The 13,851-nt window shown below is 74.0% G+C and carries 16 protein-coding genes; 12 read left to right on the forward strand and 4 right to left on the reverse strand.

Going from position 1 to position 13,851, the window contains the following annotated elements; translation table 11 throughout:
- Window positions 1-189: 189 nt before the first annotated feature.
- Together ACGFZP_RS20735 and ACGFZP_RS20740 are read right to left on the reverse strand one after the other, a co-directional pair.
- Window positions 190-384: a DUF397 domain-containing protein gene (locus tag ACGFZP_RS20735; protein WP_392934908.1), complete on the reverse strand. Its 195-nt coding sequence runs from the start codon at window positions 382-384 to the stop codon at window positions 190-192.
- A gap of 25 nt (window positions 385-409) precedes the next feature.
- Window positions 410-1,273, reverse strand: a complete 864-nt coding sequence (locus ACGFZP_RS20740; RefSeq protein ID WP_392934912.1) for a helix-turn-helix domain-containing protein — start codon at window positions 1,271-1,273, stop codon at window positions 410-412.
- A gap of 205 nt (window positions 1,274-1,478) precedes the next feature.
- On the opposite strand from ACGFZP_RS20740, the gene ACGFZP_RS20745 reads away from it, so the two are divergent.
- The 4 genes from ACGFZP_RS20745 to ACGFZP_RS20760 all read left to right on the forward strand — a co-directional run bounded on the left by ACGFZP_RS20745 (window position 1,479) and on the right by ACGFZP_RS20760 (window position 4,047).
- Window positions 1,479-1,907: an ATP-binding protein gene (locus ACGFZP_RS20745; protein WP_392934915.1), complete on the forward strand. Its 429-nt coding sequence runs from the start codon at window positions 1,479-1,481 to the stop codon at window positions 1,905-1,907.
- Window positions 1,904-2,176 carry a hypothetical protein gene (locus ACGFZP_RS20750; RefSeq protein ID WP_392934917.1) on the forward strand — a complete coding sequence of 91 codons (273 nt, stop codon included), beginning with the start codon at window positions 1,904-1,906 and terminating at the stop codon, window positions 2,174-2,176. Before ACGFZP_RS20745 ends, ACGFZP_RS20750 begins: the two co-directional genes overlap by 4 nt.
- A 229-nt stretch (window positions 2,177-2,405) precedes the next feature.
- Entirely contained in the window at window positions 2,406-2,864 is a 459-nt protein-coding gene (locus ACGFZP_RS20755) for a carboxymuconolactone decarboxylase family protein (RefSeq protein ID WP_392934920.1), read from the forward strand.
- Between the two features lie 187 nt (window positions 2,865-3,051).
- Window positions 3,052-4,047, forward strand: a complete 996-nt coding sequence (locus ACGFZP_RS20760; RefSeq protein WP_392934922.1) for a zinc-dependent alcohol dehydrogenase family protein — start codon at window positions 3,052-3,054, stop codon at window positions 4,045-4,047.
- Window positions 4,048-4,107: 60 nt separating this feature from the next.
- On the opposite strand, the gene ACGFZP_RS20765 is transcribed toward ACGFZP_RS20760, so the two are convergent.
- Together ACGFZP_RS20765 and ACGFZP_RS20770 are read right to left on the reverse strand one after the other, a co-directional pair.
- Window positions 4,108-4,425 carry an ArsR/SmtB family transcription factor gene (locus ACGFZP_RS20765; protein WP_392934925.1) on the reverse strand — a complete coding sequence of 106 codons (318 nt, stop codon included), beginning with the start codon at window positions 4,423-4,425 and terminating at the stop codon, window positions 4,108-4,110.
- Between the two features lie 248 nt (window positions 4,426-4,673).
- Window positions 4,674-5,525, reverse strand: a complete 852-nt coding sequence (locus ACGFZP_RS20770) for a BTAD domain-containing putative transcriptional regulator (RefSeq protein ID WP_392934928.1) — start codon at window positions 5,523-5,525, stop codon at window positions 4,674-4,676.
- A gap of 532 nt (window positions 5,526-6,057) precedes the next feature.
- Here ACGFZP_RS20770 and ACGFZP_RS20775 point away from each other — a divergent pair.
- From ACGFZP_RS20775 to ACGFZP_RS20810, 8 genes are all read left to right on the forward strand, one after another.
- The gene (locus tag ACGFZP_RS20775; protein WP_392934930.1) at window positions 6,058-7,269 is read left to right on the forward strand and encodes an aminotransferase class I/II-fold pyridoxal phosphate-dependent enzyme; all 1,212 of its coding nucleotides are present in this window, start codon (window positions 6,058-6,060) and stop codon (window positions 7,267-7,269) included.
- Window positions 7,270-7,414: 145 nt separating this feature from the next.
- Window positions 7,415-8,668, forward strand: a complete 1,254-nt coding sequence (locus ACGFZP_RS20780; protein WP_392934933.1) for a beta-ketoacyl-[acyl-carrier-protein] synthase family protein — start codon at window positions 7,415-7,417, stop codon at window positions 8,666-8,668.
- A complete protein-coding gene (locus ACGFZP_RS20785) occupies window positions 8,665-9,561 on the forward strand; it encodes a MaoC/PaaZ C-terminal domain-containing protein (protein ID WP_392934936.1) in 897 nt (298 codons plus the stop codon). Before ACGFZP_RS20780 ends, ACGFZP_RS20785 begins: the two co-directional genes overlap by 4 nt.
- Window positions 9,558-11,036, forward strand: a complete 1,479-nt coding sequence (locus tag ACGFZP_RS20790; protein ID WP_392934939.1) for an AMP-binding protein — start codon at window positions 9,558-9,560, stop codon at window positions 11,034-11,036. The genes ACGFZP_RS20785 and ACGFZP_RS20790 overlap by 4 nt, the downstream gene beginning before the upstream one ends.
- A 110-nt stretch (window positions 11,037-11,146) precedes the next feature.
- Complete coding sequence (locus ACGFZP_RS20795) at window positions 11,147-11,410, forward strand: acyl carrier protein (RefSeq protein ID WP_387944146.1); 264 nt, start codon at window positions 11,147-11,149, stop codon at window positions 11,408-11,410.
- Window positions 11,411-11,414: 4 nt separating this feature from the next.
- On the forward strand, window positions 11,415-12,458 hold the full coding sequence (locus ACGFZP_RS20800) for a hypothetical protein (RefSeq protein WP_392934943.1): 1,044 nt from the start codon (window positions 11,415-11,417) through the stop codon (window positions 12,456-12,458).
- Window positions 12,451-13,305, forward strand: coding sequence for a tryptophan synthase subunit alpha (gene trpA / locus ACGFZP_RS20805; protein ID WP_392934945.1), 855 nt, complete (start codon window positions 12,451-12,453; stop codon window positions 13,303-13,305). The genes ACGFZP_RS20800 and trpA overlap by 8 nt, the downstream gene beginning before the upstream one ends.
- A gap of 137 nt (window positions 13,306-13,442) precedes the next feature.
- Window positions 13,443-13,817, forward strand: coding sequence for an ectoine synthase (locus tag ACGFZP_RS20810; protein WP_392934947.1), 375 nt, complete (start codon window positions 13,443-13,445; stop codon window positions 13,815-13,817).
- Window positions 13,818-13,851 lie beyond the last annotated feature (34 nt).

Genomic DNA, 13,851 nt, shown 5'->3' on the forward strand with positions numbered 1-13,851 from the left:
CGTCGGCACTGTTGGCGAACTCGTCGGCTACAGCCGCTGCGATCAACCTCTCCCGCCTCGGCGCCCGGGCGGTCGGGCGTCCTCTCGCCACCCTCCCCTGACGCAACTGCGCCTCGCCGCGCAGAGCGGCGAGGCGCAGTTCGCCGACAGTGTCGGCGCGAACGCCGGGCGGGGTGCCTCCGTGTTGGTTCAGGAGGTCGGAAGGTCGCCGGACTTGACCCCTGCGAGGAACGACGTCCACGCCTCGGCCGAGAAGAGCAGAGCCGGCCCCTCCGGGTCCTTGGAGTCCCGGACCGCTGTCGCCATCAGCCTGACCTGTGTCTCAACACAGTTCCCGCCCTGACCGCTGTACGTGCTCTTGTGCCACTCGGAATCTCCAGCCACGACTCACCCATCCCTTGCTCGAAGCTCAGTACTTCTGCCGTACCTGAGCGATCATGTCGAGACTGTCGGCCGGACTCAAGGCGATTGAGCGGAGGGAGTCGAAGATCAACGTGTACTCATCGATCTCGGCCGACGTCTCCATGTAGAGCGTCCCCGTCCGGTGTTCCACACAGACGACGTCGGAGTAGCCGGACGAAGGGAAGCCGAACATCACGAACGATCCCATCAGTCCGGCATGGGCACCGGCTCGGTCCGGCAGGACCTGGAGCTCCACATAGGGATGCTCGGCCATCTCCACCAGCTTGTCGAGTTGCCCGGCCATCGTCTTCGATCCGCCCACCTGAACACGCAGCGCCGACTCGCCTTCGATCACGCAAAGACGGGGAGGATCGGATCTGTTCAGCACCTGCTGCCGCTCCATGCGAGCAGCCACCAAGGCATCCACCTGCTCGGCAGTCAGTCCGGAAGGCTTGGCCTGCATCACCGCGCGAGCGTAGTCGGGCGTCTGCAACAGGCCCGAGATCAGCATGTTCTCAAATGACCTGATGTAGTCAGCCGTCTCCTCGTAGTCGATGAAGTCCGAGTAGGACGGCCGCGCCAAACTCGCCCGCTGCACCCATCCAGGCTCACGACCGCGACGGGCAAGTGCGACCAGTTCCTCCACGCGGTCCTGGTCTTCCACGCCGTAGAACGTCAGCAGGTCGCGCAGTTCTCCGAGTGAGATGCCCAGCCTGGCGTTCTCTATCCGACTGATCTTCGAGCGATGACAGCCGATGCGCTCCGCCGCACTCTCGGGAGACTTGCCAGCCTCCTCCCGCAGTCTGACCAAAGCAGCTGCCAGCCTTCTGCGGCGCACTGTAGGTCGCGCTTGGCTCATCTGATGCTCCATCACGCCGGTTTAGCCACAGATCATACGCCCCAAAAAAAGATCTTGGAACATTTCCATTAAGCAAGTTGCAGATGGACTTCTTTCCAGAGCATGCTACTTGGCGTAGTCCCATGATCAGCACAAAGTGATCACCGTGGACTTCTCGCCCGGGCATTCCCATGCCTTCTTCAGCCGGCTTCATCCCGCACCCCGAGGTGGCCCCGCCATGCCTGAAACCGTCTCCACCGCCCCCACCGAGCACGCCTGCTGGCTTCCCCGGCACCGGAAGTCCCCGAACGCGGCCCGCCGGGAGCTGCGCCGCTTCCTCGCCGGCCACCCGGACGGCGAAAACCTGCTCCCCACCGGCGAGTTGCTGCTCTCCGAGCTGGTCACCAACGCCGTCCAGCACGCCCGTACGGCCCGGGGGCGCCTCATCCAGATCCGCTTCGGGCTCGCCCGCGACCTCCTGCGCATCGAGGTGCACGACGCCGACAGCGGGCGGCCCGCACTGCGCGACGCCCTGGAGTGCGGCGAGGCCGGCCGGGGGCTGCTCCTCGTCCACGAGTTGGCGCAGAGCTGGGGCTGCTGCCCGCGCCGGGGCGGCATCGGCAAGTTCGTCTGGTGCCACATCGCCCCCGAGGCGGCCGCCGCGTGACCACCGTCCGGGCCGGGATCGCGGGCATCATGGCGCCCGCCCTCTTCCCCGGCCTCGACCACGCGCTCCCCGTCCTGTGGGGGCACGTGCGCGAACTGCCCGTGCGCGAGGCCCACCGCGACTTCATCCGCTCCTGCATCGGCCCCGGCGGCGGCGAGGGCGTCGCCCGCTGCCTCGCCTGCGGCGGCCACTGGAGCACCACCCTCTACGTCGGCGGGCTCACCCGCTGGACCGCCCACCCGATCACCATCACCACCCTCCGGCCCTGAACGCCCCCGCCCCCGCCCGGAGTTCGCCAACGCCCGTATCCCGAACCGGCACCGAACCCTTCCCGGCGACGCGAGCCCCCGGTCCGGCCGCCAGGCGAGGCGGCCGGACCGGGGGAGGGGGTCAGGCCGGGGGAGGGGGCCGGGAAAGTTTTCCGCGCCCCCTGTCACACTCGCGCGCCGCGTTCCGTCAAAGAGGGGACAGCACGAACGCGAACCAGGGAGCGAGACCATGAACACCGACGCCCGTATGGCCAACCCCGCCGTCGTCATCCCCGAGGCGATGCCGGCGATCCTCGCCGTGGCGAAGGCCGCCCGCAAGGGCGGGGTGGCGGAGTCGACCCTGGAGCTGGTGCACCTGCGCGCCAGCCAGGTCAACGGCTGCAGCTACTGCGTGATCGGCGGGGTGGCCAGCGCGAAGAAGAACGGCGAGAGCGACGAGCGGCTGCACGCGGTCGCCGCCTGGCGCGAGGCCCCCTACTTCACCGACGCCGAGCGCGCCGCGCTCGAACTCGCCGAGCACGTCACCCGCCTGGCGGACCGGGCCGTGGTGCCCGACGAGGTGTGGGACGCCGCCGCCGCGCACTACGACGAGAAGCAGCTCGCGAGCCTGGTGCTGTGGATCAGCCTGACCAACTTCTTCAACCGCATCAACGCCACCACCCGCCAGCCCGGCGGCGCCACCTGGTAGCAGCCCCACCCCGTCCGTGACGGTGCGTCAACACCCGTGCCCCGCACCTTGTTCCGAGAACCATCGAAGTTTGACAGTTCTCGGAACAAGGGGTTTGGTGGGTTCCCGACCGGCACGCGACACGGCCGGCACACATGCAGCCGGCGCGCGACACGGCCGGCACGCGACACACCAGGGGAGCGCCACCATGGCCAGGGCCGTACTGTTCGAGCGCACCGGCGGACCGGAGGTCCTCACCGTCCGCGACGTCGAGACCCCCGCCCCCGGCCCGGGGGAGCTGAGGATCAGGGTCGAGGCGATCGGCCTCAACCGCGCCGAGGTGCTCTTCCGCACCGGCGCCTACCTCACCAGCCCCCGACTGCCCTCGGGCCTGGGCTGCGAGGCCGTCGGCACCGTCGACGCGCTCGGCCCGGGCGTCGAGGGCTTCGCCCCGGGCGAGCGGGTCGACGTCCTGCCGGTCTTCTCCCAGAACGACTACCCCACCTACGGCGACCTCGTCCTCGTCCCCGCCGCCGCCACCGTCCACCGCCCCCGCGGCCTGGACCCGGTCCAGGCCGCCGCCCTGTGGATGCCCTACCTCACCGCCTACGGCGCCCTGGCCGCCGACGGGCACCTGCGCCCCGGCGACCACGCCCTGATCACCGCCGCCTCCTCCAGCGTCGGCCTCGCCGCCATCCGCACCGCCCGCCACCTGGGCGCCGTCCCCATCGCCACCACCCGCACCCGCGCCAAGCGCCAGCAGCTCCTGGACGCCGGCGCCGCCCACGTCATCGTCACCGGCGAACAGGACCTGCCCGCCGAGGTCGCCGCCATCACCGCCGGACGCGGCGCCCGCACCGCCTTCGACCCCGTCAGCGGACCGGGCGTCGAGGACCTCGCCCGCGCCCTGGCCCCCGGCGGCGCCCTCATCGTCTACGGACGCCTGGACCCCCGCCCCACCCCGCTGCCCGGCGCCGACACCTTCGCCCCGATCACCAGCCGCTTCTACACCGTCTTCGAGGTCGCCACCGACCCCGAACGGCTGCGCCGCGCCGTCGCGTTCATCACCGCGGGCCTGGACACGGGCACCCTGGCCCCGCTGGTCGACAGGGTCTTCGACGGCCTCGACGACATCGCCGACGCCCACCGCTACCTGGAGTCCAACGCCCAGGTCGGCAAGATCGTCGTCACCGTCCGGCACTGACCCCGCCGCAACCGCCCCCCGCCAGGCCCCCCGTCAGGCCCCCGCGCTCGGCCCCCGGCGTCAGGCCCCCGGCCCCGGCCCGCCCGGCGCGGGCCGCTGCCGCCCGGCCTCGGCGTCCGCCGCCGCGACCACCGCCGCCAGCAGGCCCGGAAAGCGCCCCTCCAACTCCTCGGAGCGCAACGCGTTCATCTTCATCGTCCCCACGTAGTACTGGCGCACCAGCCCCGCCTCGCGCAGCACGTTGAAATGGTGCGTCGACGTCGAACGCGACACCGGCAGGTCGAACGACCCGCAGCTCAGATCGCACCCGGCATGCGCCAGCCGGCGCACCACCGAGCGCCGCGCCGGGTCCGCCAGCGCCTCCAGCACCTGCTGCACCCCCACCTGCTCCACCCCCGGATGCGCCAGCACCCGCACACCGCCCCGGGCCCGCACCACGCCCCACCACCCCTCTCCCGACGACCCGCACCGCCCTGCCGGGCGACGACGCTACTACGGCAACGCCCCTTCGCGCCGCCGCCCCGGGCGGCCCGCAACAGGTCCGCAACAACGGCCGGGCGCCCGGACCCCCACCCAAGGGGACCCGGACGCCCGGCCGCTGTCGGACCGTCAGGCCGCGCAGGCCCTCAGGCCGCCCGGCCCACCCGCCCCGGAGCGGGCACCGGCGCCGGACGCGTCACCAGCGGCTCGAAGATCCCCATCAGCACCGGATCCACCGCCCGCACCGCCACCGGCGCCTCCGCCACCGGCGCCGGCGTGCGCAGCAGCTCCAGATACAGCTCCTGCGTCTCGGGCGCCGGATCGATCCCCAGCTCCTCCACCAGTACCCGCCGCAACTGCTGGTAGCAGCGCAGCGCCTCCGCCCGGTTCCCGGCCGCCGCCAGCGCCGCCATCCGGCACCGGTAGGCGCTCTCCCGGAACGGCGCCCGGCGCACCGCCTCGTCCGCGAACCGCAGCGCGTGGTGCTCCTCGCCCAGCGCCGACGCCGACAGGCTCGCCGTCTCCAGCGCCGACATCCGCAACTCGTCCACGTGCTCGCGCACCCCGTTCACCCACTCGCCCTCGTGGTCGGGCAGGAACGAGCCGCGCAGATTCGCGATCGCCCCCGACGCCAGCTGCTGCGCCACCGCGAACGCGCCCGCGCCCAGCGCCTCCCCGGCCTCCCCGACCGCCGACTCCGCGGCCTCCAGGTCCACCGCCGCGTCCTCGGGCAGCCGCAGCACGTACCGGCCGCCCTGCGCGATCAGCGGGGTGACCCCCGGCGCCTGCCCCGGCGCCGCCACGAACGCCCGCACCCGCGACACCACACTGCGCAGCGCCGACGCCCACGTGTCGGGCAGCCCGTCCGGCCACACCGTGTCCGCGAGGTGGTCGCGGCTGGTGCCCGCGGCCCGCTCCAGCACCAGGCGCGCGAACGCCACCTGCGCCTGCGCACTCGACAGGTGCTGCGGAGCGCACCCGGGGTGCTCGATCGTCACGAGACCCGCAAGCCTGATCAGCACGACACCGCCCCCGCTCTGCCGTCCACGCCATCTCTCCGGAAACCGTTCACGTGCCCCAACCCCCAACTGAGAGCTCTGGAAACCCTGGACCGGAAACGTCGATAAACCCGCTCGGTTTCGACGGATTTTGACCATACATTCGCCCGCTTGCGCGATGTCAACACCGGGCGCCCAACATTCCCAACCGGCCCCGCGATGTGTCGTACCCGTCCGGTTTCCGCACGTCAGAGCCCCACCAGGGCGGTATTGCGCGCGCCTTGCGCGCCCTGCCGTAGAAATGTAGCCATCCTTGAGCGACCCCGGTGAAGGCCTCAAGAAGAAACCGCCGAAACACACCGGCACCCGAAACACACCGGCACCCGAAACGCGCCGGCACCCGAAACGCGCCGGCGCCATCCGGCGAAACACCCGGGCGCCGCCCGCCGGACAAAAGCACCGCCCCCGGAACACCCCGCACCACCGCCGAAGACAATTCCGCCGCGCCGCGACGTCGATGAGGAGAAGGCACGTGAACGCAACCGGAGGATGGGACCGACTCGAGCCGAAACTGGCCGCCACCCGCAACCGTGTGAGCGCACTGGAGTCCGACCCCTCCCGCCGCAACAGCTTCGTCGCCTACACCGTCGAACGCGACAGCGCCTACGCCGACCTCGACGGCGAGCGCCTGCTGATGATGTCCGGCTACAGCTACCTCGGCCTGGCCGGCGACGAACGCGTCGTCGCCGCCGCCAAGGCCGCCGTCGACCTCTACGGCACCGGCAACCACGGCGTGCGCGCCCTGGCCGGCACCATCCCCCTGCACGAGGAGCTCGAAGCCGAGGTCGCCAGCTTCGCCCGCCGCGAACAGGCCCTGGTCTTCGGCTCCGGCTACGCCGCCAACGTCGGCACCATCGGCGGCATCGTCGGCCCCGGCGACACCGTCCTGATCGACAAGTACGACCACGCCAGCATCGTCGACGGCTGCCGCCTCAGCGGCGCCACCGTCACCCGCTTCCGCCACAACGACGTCGAGCACCTGGAGCGCCGCCTCAAGGCCGCCGACCCGCGCGGCGTGCGCCTGGTCGTCGTCGACAGCGTCTACTCCATGGACGGCGACATCGCCCCCCTGCCCGAGCTGCGCGCCGTCTGCGACGCCCACAACGCCCTCCTGATGGTCGACGAGGCCCACGCCCTGGGCGTCATCGGCGAGGCCGGCGGCGGCATCGAGGAGCACTTCGGCCACCGCCACCGCGTCGACATCAAACTCGGCACCCTCTCCAAGGCCATCCCCTCCATGGGCGGCTGGATCGCCGGCAGCGCCGACCTCATCGGCCACCTCAAGTACGCCGCCCGCCCCTTCCTCTTCTCCGCCGCCCTCGCCCCCGCCCAGGCCGCCGCCGCACTGGAGTCCCTGCGCATCCTGCGCCGCGAACCCGAGCGCGTCACCCACATCCAGACCCAGGCCCAGCGCCTGCGCACCGCCCTCAACCAGGCCGGCATCCGCACCATGGCCAGCGAGACCGCCGTCATCCCCGTCATCGCCGGCTCCGACGACGCCGCCTACGACTACGCCACCGCCTGCCGCAAGGCCGGCGTCATCGGCCTGCCCGTCGTCACCCCCGCCGTGCCCAACGACCTCGCCCGGCTGCGCATCGCCGTCACCGCCCGCCACACCCCCGCCGACATCGACTTCGCCGCCGAGGCGTTCCTCACCGCCGCCCGCCAGACCGGCCTGATCTGACCCGCCGCCCGCCAGACCGGCCTGATCTGACCCGCCGCCCGCGACCCGCGCGGGCCCGGTCCGCCCGGCCCGGCGGGCCCAGGTCCGCTCCGCCCGGCTCGATCCGATCGGCCGCCACCACCCGCGCGCCGGAAGGGAGACACCCATGGCACCCCGCCCAGCCAGGCCCGAGATCGCCATCACCGGCCTCGGCGTGGTCAGCCCCGCCGGATCCACCCCCGGCGACTTCTGGACCGCCCTGCGCGCCGGCACCTCCACCGCCGCCGCCCTCGACCACCTCGGCCTCGAACGCCACCGCGTGCGCATCGGCTGCCGCGTGCGCGGCCTCGACCAGGCCGCCCTCGCCGAGGCCGAGCGGCTGCCCGCCAAGGACGCCCGCCGCCTGGACCCCTTCGCCCACTACGGCACCCTCGCCGCCCTCGCCGCCCACCGCGACGCCGGCCACCCCCAGGCCCCGCCCGGGCGCACCGCCATCATCGTCGGCAACGCGGTCGGCGGACGCACCACCAGCGACCGCGAGTCCGCCCACTACACCAGCCACGGCCCCGCCAAGGTCAACCCGCTGATGCCGCTGGTCACCATGCCCAACGCCGCCGCCGCCCAGATCGCCATGCGCCTGGACTGGCACGGCCCCGCCCTGACCATCGCCACCACCTGCGCCAGCAGCGCCGACGCCATCGGCCACGCCCTGCTGCTCCTGCAGACCCACCGCGCCGACGTCGTCCTGGCCGGCGGCTGCGAGGCCACCCTCACCCCCGTCACCCTCGCCGGGTTCGGCAACCTCAACGCCGTCTCCCTGCGCAACGACGACCCCGCCCGCGCCAGCCGCCCCTTCGACACCGACCGCGACGGCTTCGTGATGGGCGAGGGCGCCGGCTTCCTCGTCCTGGAACGCCTGGAGGACGCCCGCGCCCGCCGCGCCCGCCCCTACGCCCTGCTCGCCGGCTACGCGGCCACCGCCGACGCCCACCACCTGTCGATGCCCCGCCCCGACGGCTCGGGGGCCGCCGACGCCATGCGCGCCGCGATCGCCGACGCGGGCCTGACCCCCGGCGACATCGCCCACGTCAACGCCCACGGCACCTCCACCGTCCACAACGACCGCGCCGAAGCGGCCGCCCTGCGCACCGTCTTCGGCCCCCACCGGGTACCGGTCACCTCCACCAAGGGCGTCACCGGCCACCTGATCGGCGCCGCCGGCGCCGTCGAACTCATCGCCGCCGTCCAGGCCATGCGCTGCGGCGAGGTCCCCCCGACCGCCAACCACGAGCACACCGAGCCGGGCCTGGACATCGACGTCGTCCACCGCGCCCCGCGCCCCGTGCCCACCGGCGCGGCCCTGTCCAACTCCTTCGGCTTCGGCGGCCACAACTCCTCCCTGGTGGTGACCCCAGCATGACCACGACGACGACCCCGCACACCGAGCCCGCCCCGGCCCCCGCAACCGCGACGGCCCCCGCGGCAGCCCCGGACACCGGGCCGCGCACCGCCCGGCGCACCGTCACGGCCGGCGAGCTCGCCGAGTACCGGGCCTGCGCCCGCACCGGCCTGCCCCCCGCCCGCGACGGCGCCCCCTCACCGGTCCACCCCTTCGTCCTCGCCCACACCCTCGCCGAACACACCGTCACCGCCCTCACCGCCCACGAGAGCGCCCCCGTCGCCGTCGTCCACCTCGGCCAGGAGATCCGCACCACCCGCCCCGTACGGGCCGGCGAACACGTCACCACCCACCTCACCGTCCTCGGCGCCCGCCGCGAGGCCCGCGGCACCCGCCTGGCCCTGCGCACCCGCCTCAGCGCCGACGACACCGTCTTCGCCGAACTCCTCACCTCCGCCCTGCTGCTGGGCGCCCGCACCATCGAACCCTTCGGCGACATCCCGCCCGCCCCCGTCCCCGGCACCACCCCCGGCGAACCCGCCACCACCCTGCGCACCCTCGACACCGCCGCCGTCCACCGCTACGCCCACGCCTCCGGCGACCTCAACCCCATCCACCTCGACGACCAGGCCGCCCGCGCCGCCGGATTCCCCGCCGCCATCGCCCACGGCATGAGCCTGCTCGCCCTCGCGGCCGAGGAGATCGCCGACCGCTACGCCGACGGCGACGCCACCCGCATCAGCGGCCTCGGCGCCCGCTTCGCCGCCCCCGTCACCCCGGGCACCGCCCTGCACCTGCGCCTGCACCCCCACGACGACGCCGCCGTCGTGCGCTTCACCCTCACCACCGACACCGGCGCCGCCGTCAAGGCCGGCTGGGCCACCCTCACCCCGCCCCGCAAGGACGCCCGATGACCACCACACCGCCGCCCCTCGCCCTCCCGGACGCCTTCACCGCCCAGGCCCGCCAGCAGCCCGACGCCCCCGCTCTGTCCTGGCACGGCCACACCACCACCTACCGCGAACTGGCCGCCGCAGCCGAGACCGAACGCGCCCGCCTCAGCGCCCTCGACCTCGCCCCCGGCGAACCGCTGGGCGTCCTCGCCCCCAAGTCCCCCGGCGCCGTCGCCCTCGTCCTGGCCTGCCTGCTGGAGCGCCGCCCCTTCCTGCTGCCCTCCCCGGCCCTGGCCCCCGCCCTGCTCACCGCCCTCTTCGAACAGGCCGGCGCCCGCCACCTCCTCGCCCCCCACGACCAGCCGCAGCCCGACGCCCCCGCCGGCGCCCGACCCGCCCCCACCCTCGCCGCCGGCACCTCCTTCCTGCTCACCACCTCCGGCTCCACCGACCTGCCCAAGACCGTCCCCCTCGCCCAGAGCGGCATCGACCGCTTCACCGCCTGGGCCCACGACACCTTCGACCTGGGACCGGGGCGCACCGTCCTCAACTACGCCCCCCTCAACTTCGACCTGTGCCTGCTCGACGTGTGGGCCACCCTCGCCCACGGCGGCCACGTCGTCCTCGTCGACCCCGACCACGCCGCCAACGGCCGCCACCTGCTCGCCCTGCTCCACAACCACCGCCCCCACGTCGTCCAGGCCGTCCCCATGTTCTACGCCCTGCTCGCCGAGGCCGCCCGCCCCACCGCCGCCGTCCTCGACAGCGTCGAACACGCCGCCTTCACCGGCGACGCCATCGACCGGCGCACCCTCGCCGCGCTGCCCGCCCTGCTCCCCGCAGCCCGCCTCTACAACATCTACGGCTGCACCGAGACCAACGACAGCTTCCTGCACCCCCTGGACACCCTGGACGCCACCGCCGCCCTGCCCGTGCCCATCGGCCGCCCCCTGCCCGGCGTCCACACCCTGCTCGTCGACGACCAGGGCCGGCCCCTGGAGGGCCCCGGCAGCGGCGAACTCTACGTCTCCACCCCCTTCCAGGCCGCCGGCTACCTCGACCGCGCCCGCGACAGCGGCCGCTTCACCACCCACCCGCCCGGCGCCGGCGAAGGACGCCGCTGGTTTCGCACCGGCGACCTCGTCACCCGCGACGAGGCCGGACGCCTGCTGCTCACCGGCCGCAGCGACCACCAGGTCAAGGTCCGCGGCGTCGCCGTCAACACCGCCGAGATCGAACGCGTCCTGCTGGAACACCCCGAGGTCCGCGAGGCCGCCGTCGCCGCCCGCCCCGACCCGCTCACCGGCAAACGCCTGCTCGCCGCCGTCCACCGCACCCCCGGCAGCACCCTCAACAGCCTGGTCCTGCGCGAACACCTGGCCCGGCGCCTGCCGCGCGCCGCCGTCCCCGCCCAGCTGACCATCACCGACACCCCGCTGCCCAGGACCCCCACCGGCAAGGTCGACCGCAAGGCCGTCGACCCCGCCCCCGCCTGACCACCCCGCACCACACCGCACCACCCCGCACCACCCCGTACCAACCCGCGCCCGGACCGCCCGGTCCGCGCCGTCCCACCCGCCCCACCAGCCGAGGAGAACCGGACACCATGAGCAACACCGCCACCATCAAGCGCTTCCTCATCGAGGAGTTCCTGCCCGACGTCAGCGCCGACCAGCTCGCCGACGACCACGACCTGCTCTCCGACGGCGTCATCGACAGCCTCGGCGTCCTCAAGCTCATCGCCTGGGTCGAGGACCGCTTCGAGCTGCCCGTCGACGACACCGACCTCGACCCCAACAACTTCCGCTCCGTCGCCGCCATCGACGCCTTCATCACCCAGCGCCGCACCCCCGCCCCGGTCGCGGGCTGATCCCATGCACCCGGCCCTCACCACACTCCTGCGCCACGAACCGGTCGACGCCGACACCTGGCGCTCGTGGTGGGACCAGCTGGACGAACGCCGCCCGGGCCCAGGCCGCGACAGCGCCCGGGCCCAGGCGGCGGCCCTGCTGGCCTCCCTCACCACCCGCCTGCCCGACCCGGACACCCTGCACGCCCTGACCACCTCCCTGACCGAACGCGCCCCCCGCCCCGGCCCCGTCCACCCCCACGCCGTCAACGTCGTCGGCACCGGCGGCGGCCCCGCCACCTTCAACATCTCCACCGCCGCCGCCCTCACCGCCGCCACCCTGGGCGTACGGGTCGTCAAAACCGGCTCCCGCGCCTACACCAGCGCCGCCGGCTCCATCGACCTGCTGGACCGCCTGCGCATCCCCCTCACCACCTCCCACCGCCACACCGCCGACCACCTCGAACGCCACGGCATCGCCTTCGCCGGCCCCCACGTCTACCCCGCCCCCCTCACCCGCCTGGCCCGCCTGCTCCACCCCCTGCCCCTCAAGCCCTTCGGCCGCTTCCTCAACGCCCTGGGCCCCTTCCTCGCCGCCGTCCCCGTCAGCGCCCAACTCACCGGCGTCTCCCACACCGCACCCCTGGAGACCCTGCGCGCCCTGGCCCGCCACACCACCGACCGCACCCTGTGGCTGGCCGCCAACACCGCCGGCGCCGACGAACTCCTGCCCTTCGCCGACAACACCCTGCACACCCACACCCCCGGCGCCCCCCACACCACCCTCCACCTGCCCGCCCACGCCCTGGACGACGCCGCCGGCACCCTCGCCGACCTCGCCCCCGCCCCCGAGCGCCTCACCACCCACTTCCTCGACACCCTCACCCACCGCGCCCACCCCACCGCCACCCGCACCATCGCCCTCAACGCCGCCGCCCTCGCCGTCGCCTGCGGCCACACCCCCCACTGGCCCACCGCCTACCGCGCCGCCCTCGACGCCCTCGCCGACGGCGCCCCCCGCGCCCTGGCCGAACGCCTCTCCCGCACCCCGGCGGCCACCCATGCCTGACACCACCACCACACCCGCGCCCGCCACCACCACCACACCCGCAGCGCCCGCGCCCGCCCGCGCCTTCTTCCCGCCCCGCCCCGACGGACAACCCGGCCTCGCCCTGTTCCTCAACGCCGGCGACCCGCCCGCCCCCGCCCTCACCGACCTCATCCTGATGCTCGACGAGGAACGCCTCGACGTCCTCGAACTCGCCGTCCCCTTCCCGAACTCCGCCACCGACGGCCCCGTCATCCGCCGCTCCGCCGCCCGCGCCCTCGCCCACGCCACCACCCTCGACACCGTCCTGGCCCACCTCGCCGAACTGCGCCCGCACCTGCGCCACCTGCGCATCGCCCTGCTCGCCGACTGGAGCCACAGCCTCAAGCACCACGACCCCGCCGCCGCCACCACCGCCATCGCCCAGGCCGGCGCCGACGCCCTGCTCGTCCACGCCCTGCCGCCCCGGCTGCGCCCCGCCTACCGCGAGGCCGCCCGCGCCGCGGACCTGCCCCAGGTCACCACCTGCTACCACGGCTCCGCCGACCACGTGGTCGCCGACGCCGCCGAGCACGCCGGCGCCTACGTCTACCTGGTCGCCCACTACGGCCGCTCCGGCACCGCCCCGGCGGCCGGCCACGGCGCCCTGTCCGACACCGTCGCCGCCCTGCGCGCGCGCACCGGCGCGCCGGTCGCGGTCGGCTTCGGGGTCCGCGACGGCGCCGACGTCGCCGCCGTCGCCCGCACCGGCGCCCACGCCGCCATCGTCGGCTCCGCGGCCGTCGCCCGCGTCGAGCAGGCCCTGGAGCAGCGCCGCGACACCGTCGCCGACCTGCGGGCCTTCGTGCGCACCCTGCGCACCCCCTGAGACCTCCGGCCCCCCGCGGACCGGAACCGCACCGCCCGCACCGCTTGCAGTACCCGCACCGCCGCAACTCCCAGCACACCCAGCACGTCCAGCACGCCCAACACCCTCAGCGACCCCCGAGTGAAAGGCAGACCACCATGCTCATCCGCGACCTCGAAGACGTGAAGACCGTCGAGTGGGGCAACGGCCTGTCCCGGCGCTTCCTGCTGGCCGGCGACGGCCTCGGCTACAGCCTCACCGACACCCTCGTGCGGGCCGGCACCAAGTCCCGCCTGGAGTACCGCAACCACATGGAGGCCTGCTACTGCATCGCGGGCTCCGGGGAGGTCATCGACCTGGACGGCAACGCCCACCCCATCACCCCCGGGCGCATGTACGCCCTCGACCAGCACGACGCCCACTACCTGGTCGCCTCCCCCCACGAGGACCTGCGCCTGGTGTGCGTCTTCGCCCCCGCCCTGCAGGGCGACGAGGTCCACCAGCTCGACGCCCACTCCTCCTCCGCCTACTAGAGCCGGTCCCAGTACCCCGGGCCCGACCGGGCCC

It is taken from the genome of Kitasatospora sp. NPDC048239 (genome assembly GCF_043202015.1).
Taxonomy (GTDB): domain Bacteria; phylum Actinomycetota; class Actinomycetes; order Streptomycetales; family Streptomycetaceae; genus Kitasatospora.

Bases quoted from the DNA above. Each gene is read 5' to 3' on its own strand.
- ACGFZP_RS20740 (WP_392934912.1), bottom strand. From the start codon at position 1,273: ATGGAGCATCAGATGAGCCAAGCGCGACCTACAGTGCGCCGCAGAAGG.
- ACGFZP_RS20745 (WP_392934915.1), top strand. From the start codon at position 1,479: ATGCCTGAAACCGTCTCCACCGCCCCCACCGAGCACGCCTGCTGGCTT.
- ACGFZP_RS20755 (WP_392934920.1), top strand. From the start codon at position 2,406: ATGAACACCGACGCCCGTATGGCCAACCCCGCCGTCGTCATCCCCGAG.
- ACGFZP_RS20760 (WP_392934922.1), top strand. From the start codon at position 3,052: ATGGCCAGGGCCGTACTGTTCGAGCGCACCGGCGGACCGGAGGTCCTC.
- ACGFZP_RS20780 (WP_392934933.1), top strand. From the start codon at position 7,415: ATGGCACCCCGCCCAGCCAGGCCCGAGATCGCCATCACCGGCCTCGGC.
- ACGFZP_RS20785 (WP_392934936.1), top strand. From the start codon at position 8,665: ATGACCACGACGACGACCCCGCACACCGAGCCCGCCCCGGCCCCCGCA.
- ACGFZP_RS20790 (WP_392934939.1), top strand. From the start codon at position 9,558: ATGACCACCACACCGCCGCCCCTCGCCCTCCCGGACGCCTTCACCGCC.
- ACGFZP_RS20795 (WP_387944146.1), top strand. From the start codon at position 11,147: ATGAGCAACACCGCCACCATCAAGCGCTTCCTCATCGAGGAGTTCCTG.
- ACGFZP_RS20800 (WP_392934943.1), top strand. From the start codon at position 11,415: ATGCACCCGGCCCTCACCACACTCCTGCGCCACGAACCGGTCGACGCC.
- trpA (WP_392934945.1), top strand. From the start codon at position 12,451: ATGCCTGACACCACCACCACACCCGCGCCCGCCACCACCACCACACCC.
- ACGFZP_RS20810 (WP_392934947.1), top strand. From the start codon at position 13,443: ATGCTCATCCGCGACCTCGAAGACGTGAAGACCGTCGAGTGGGGCAAC.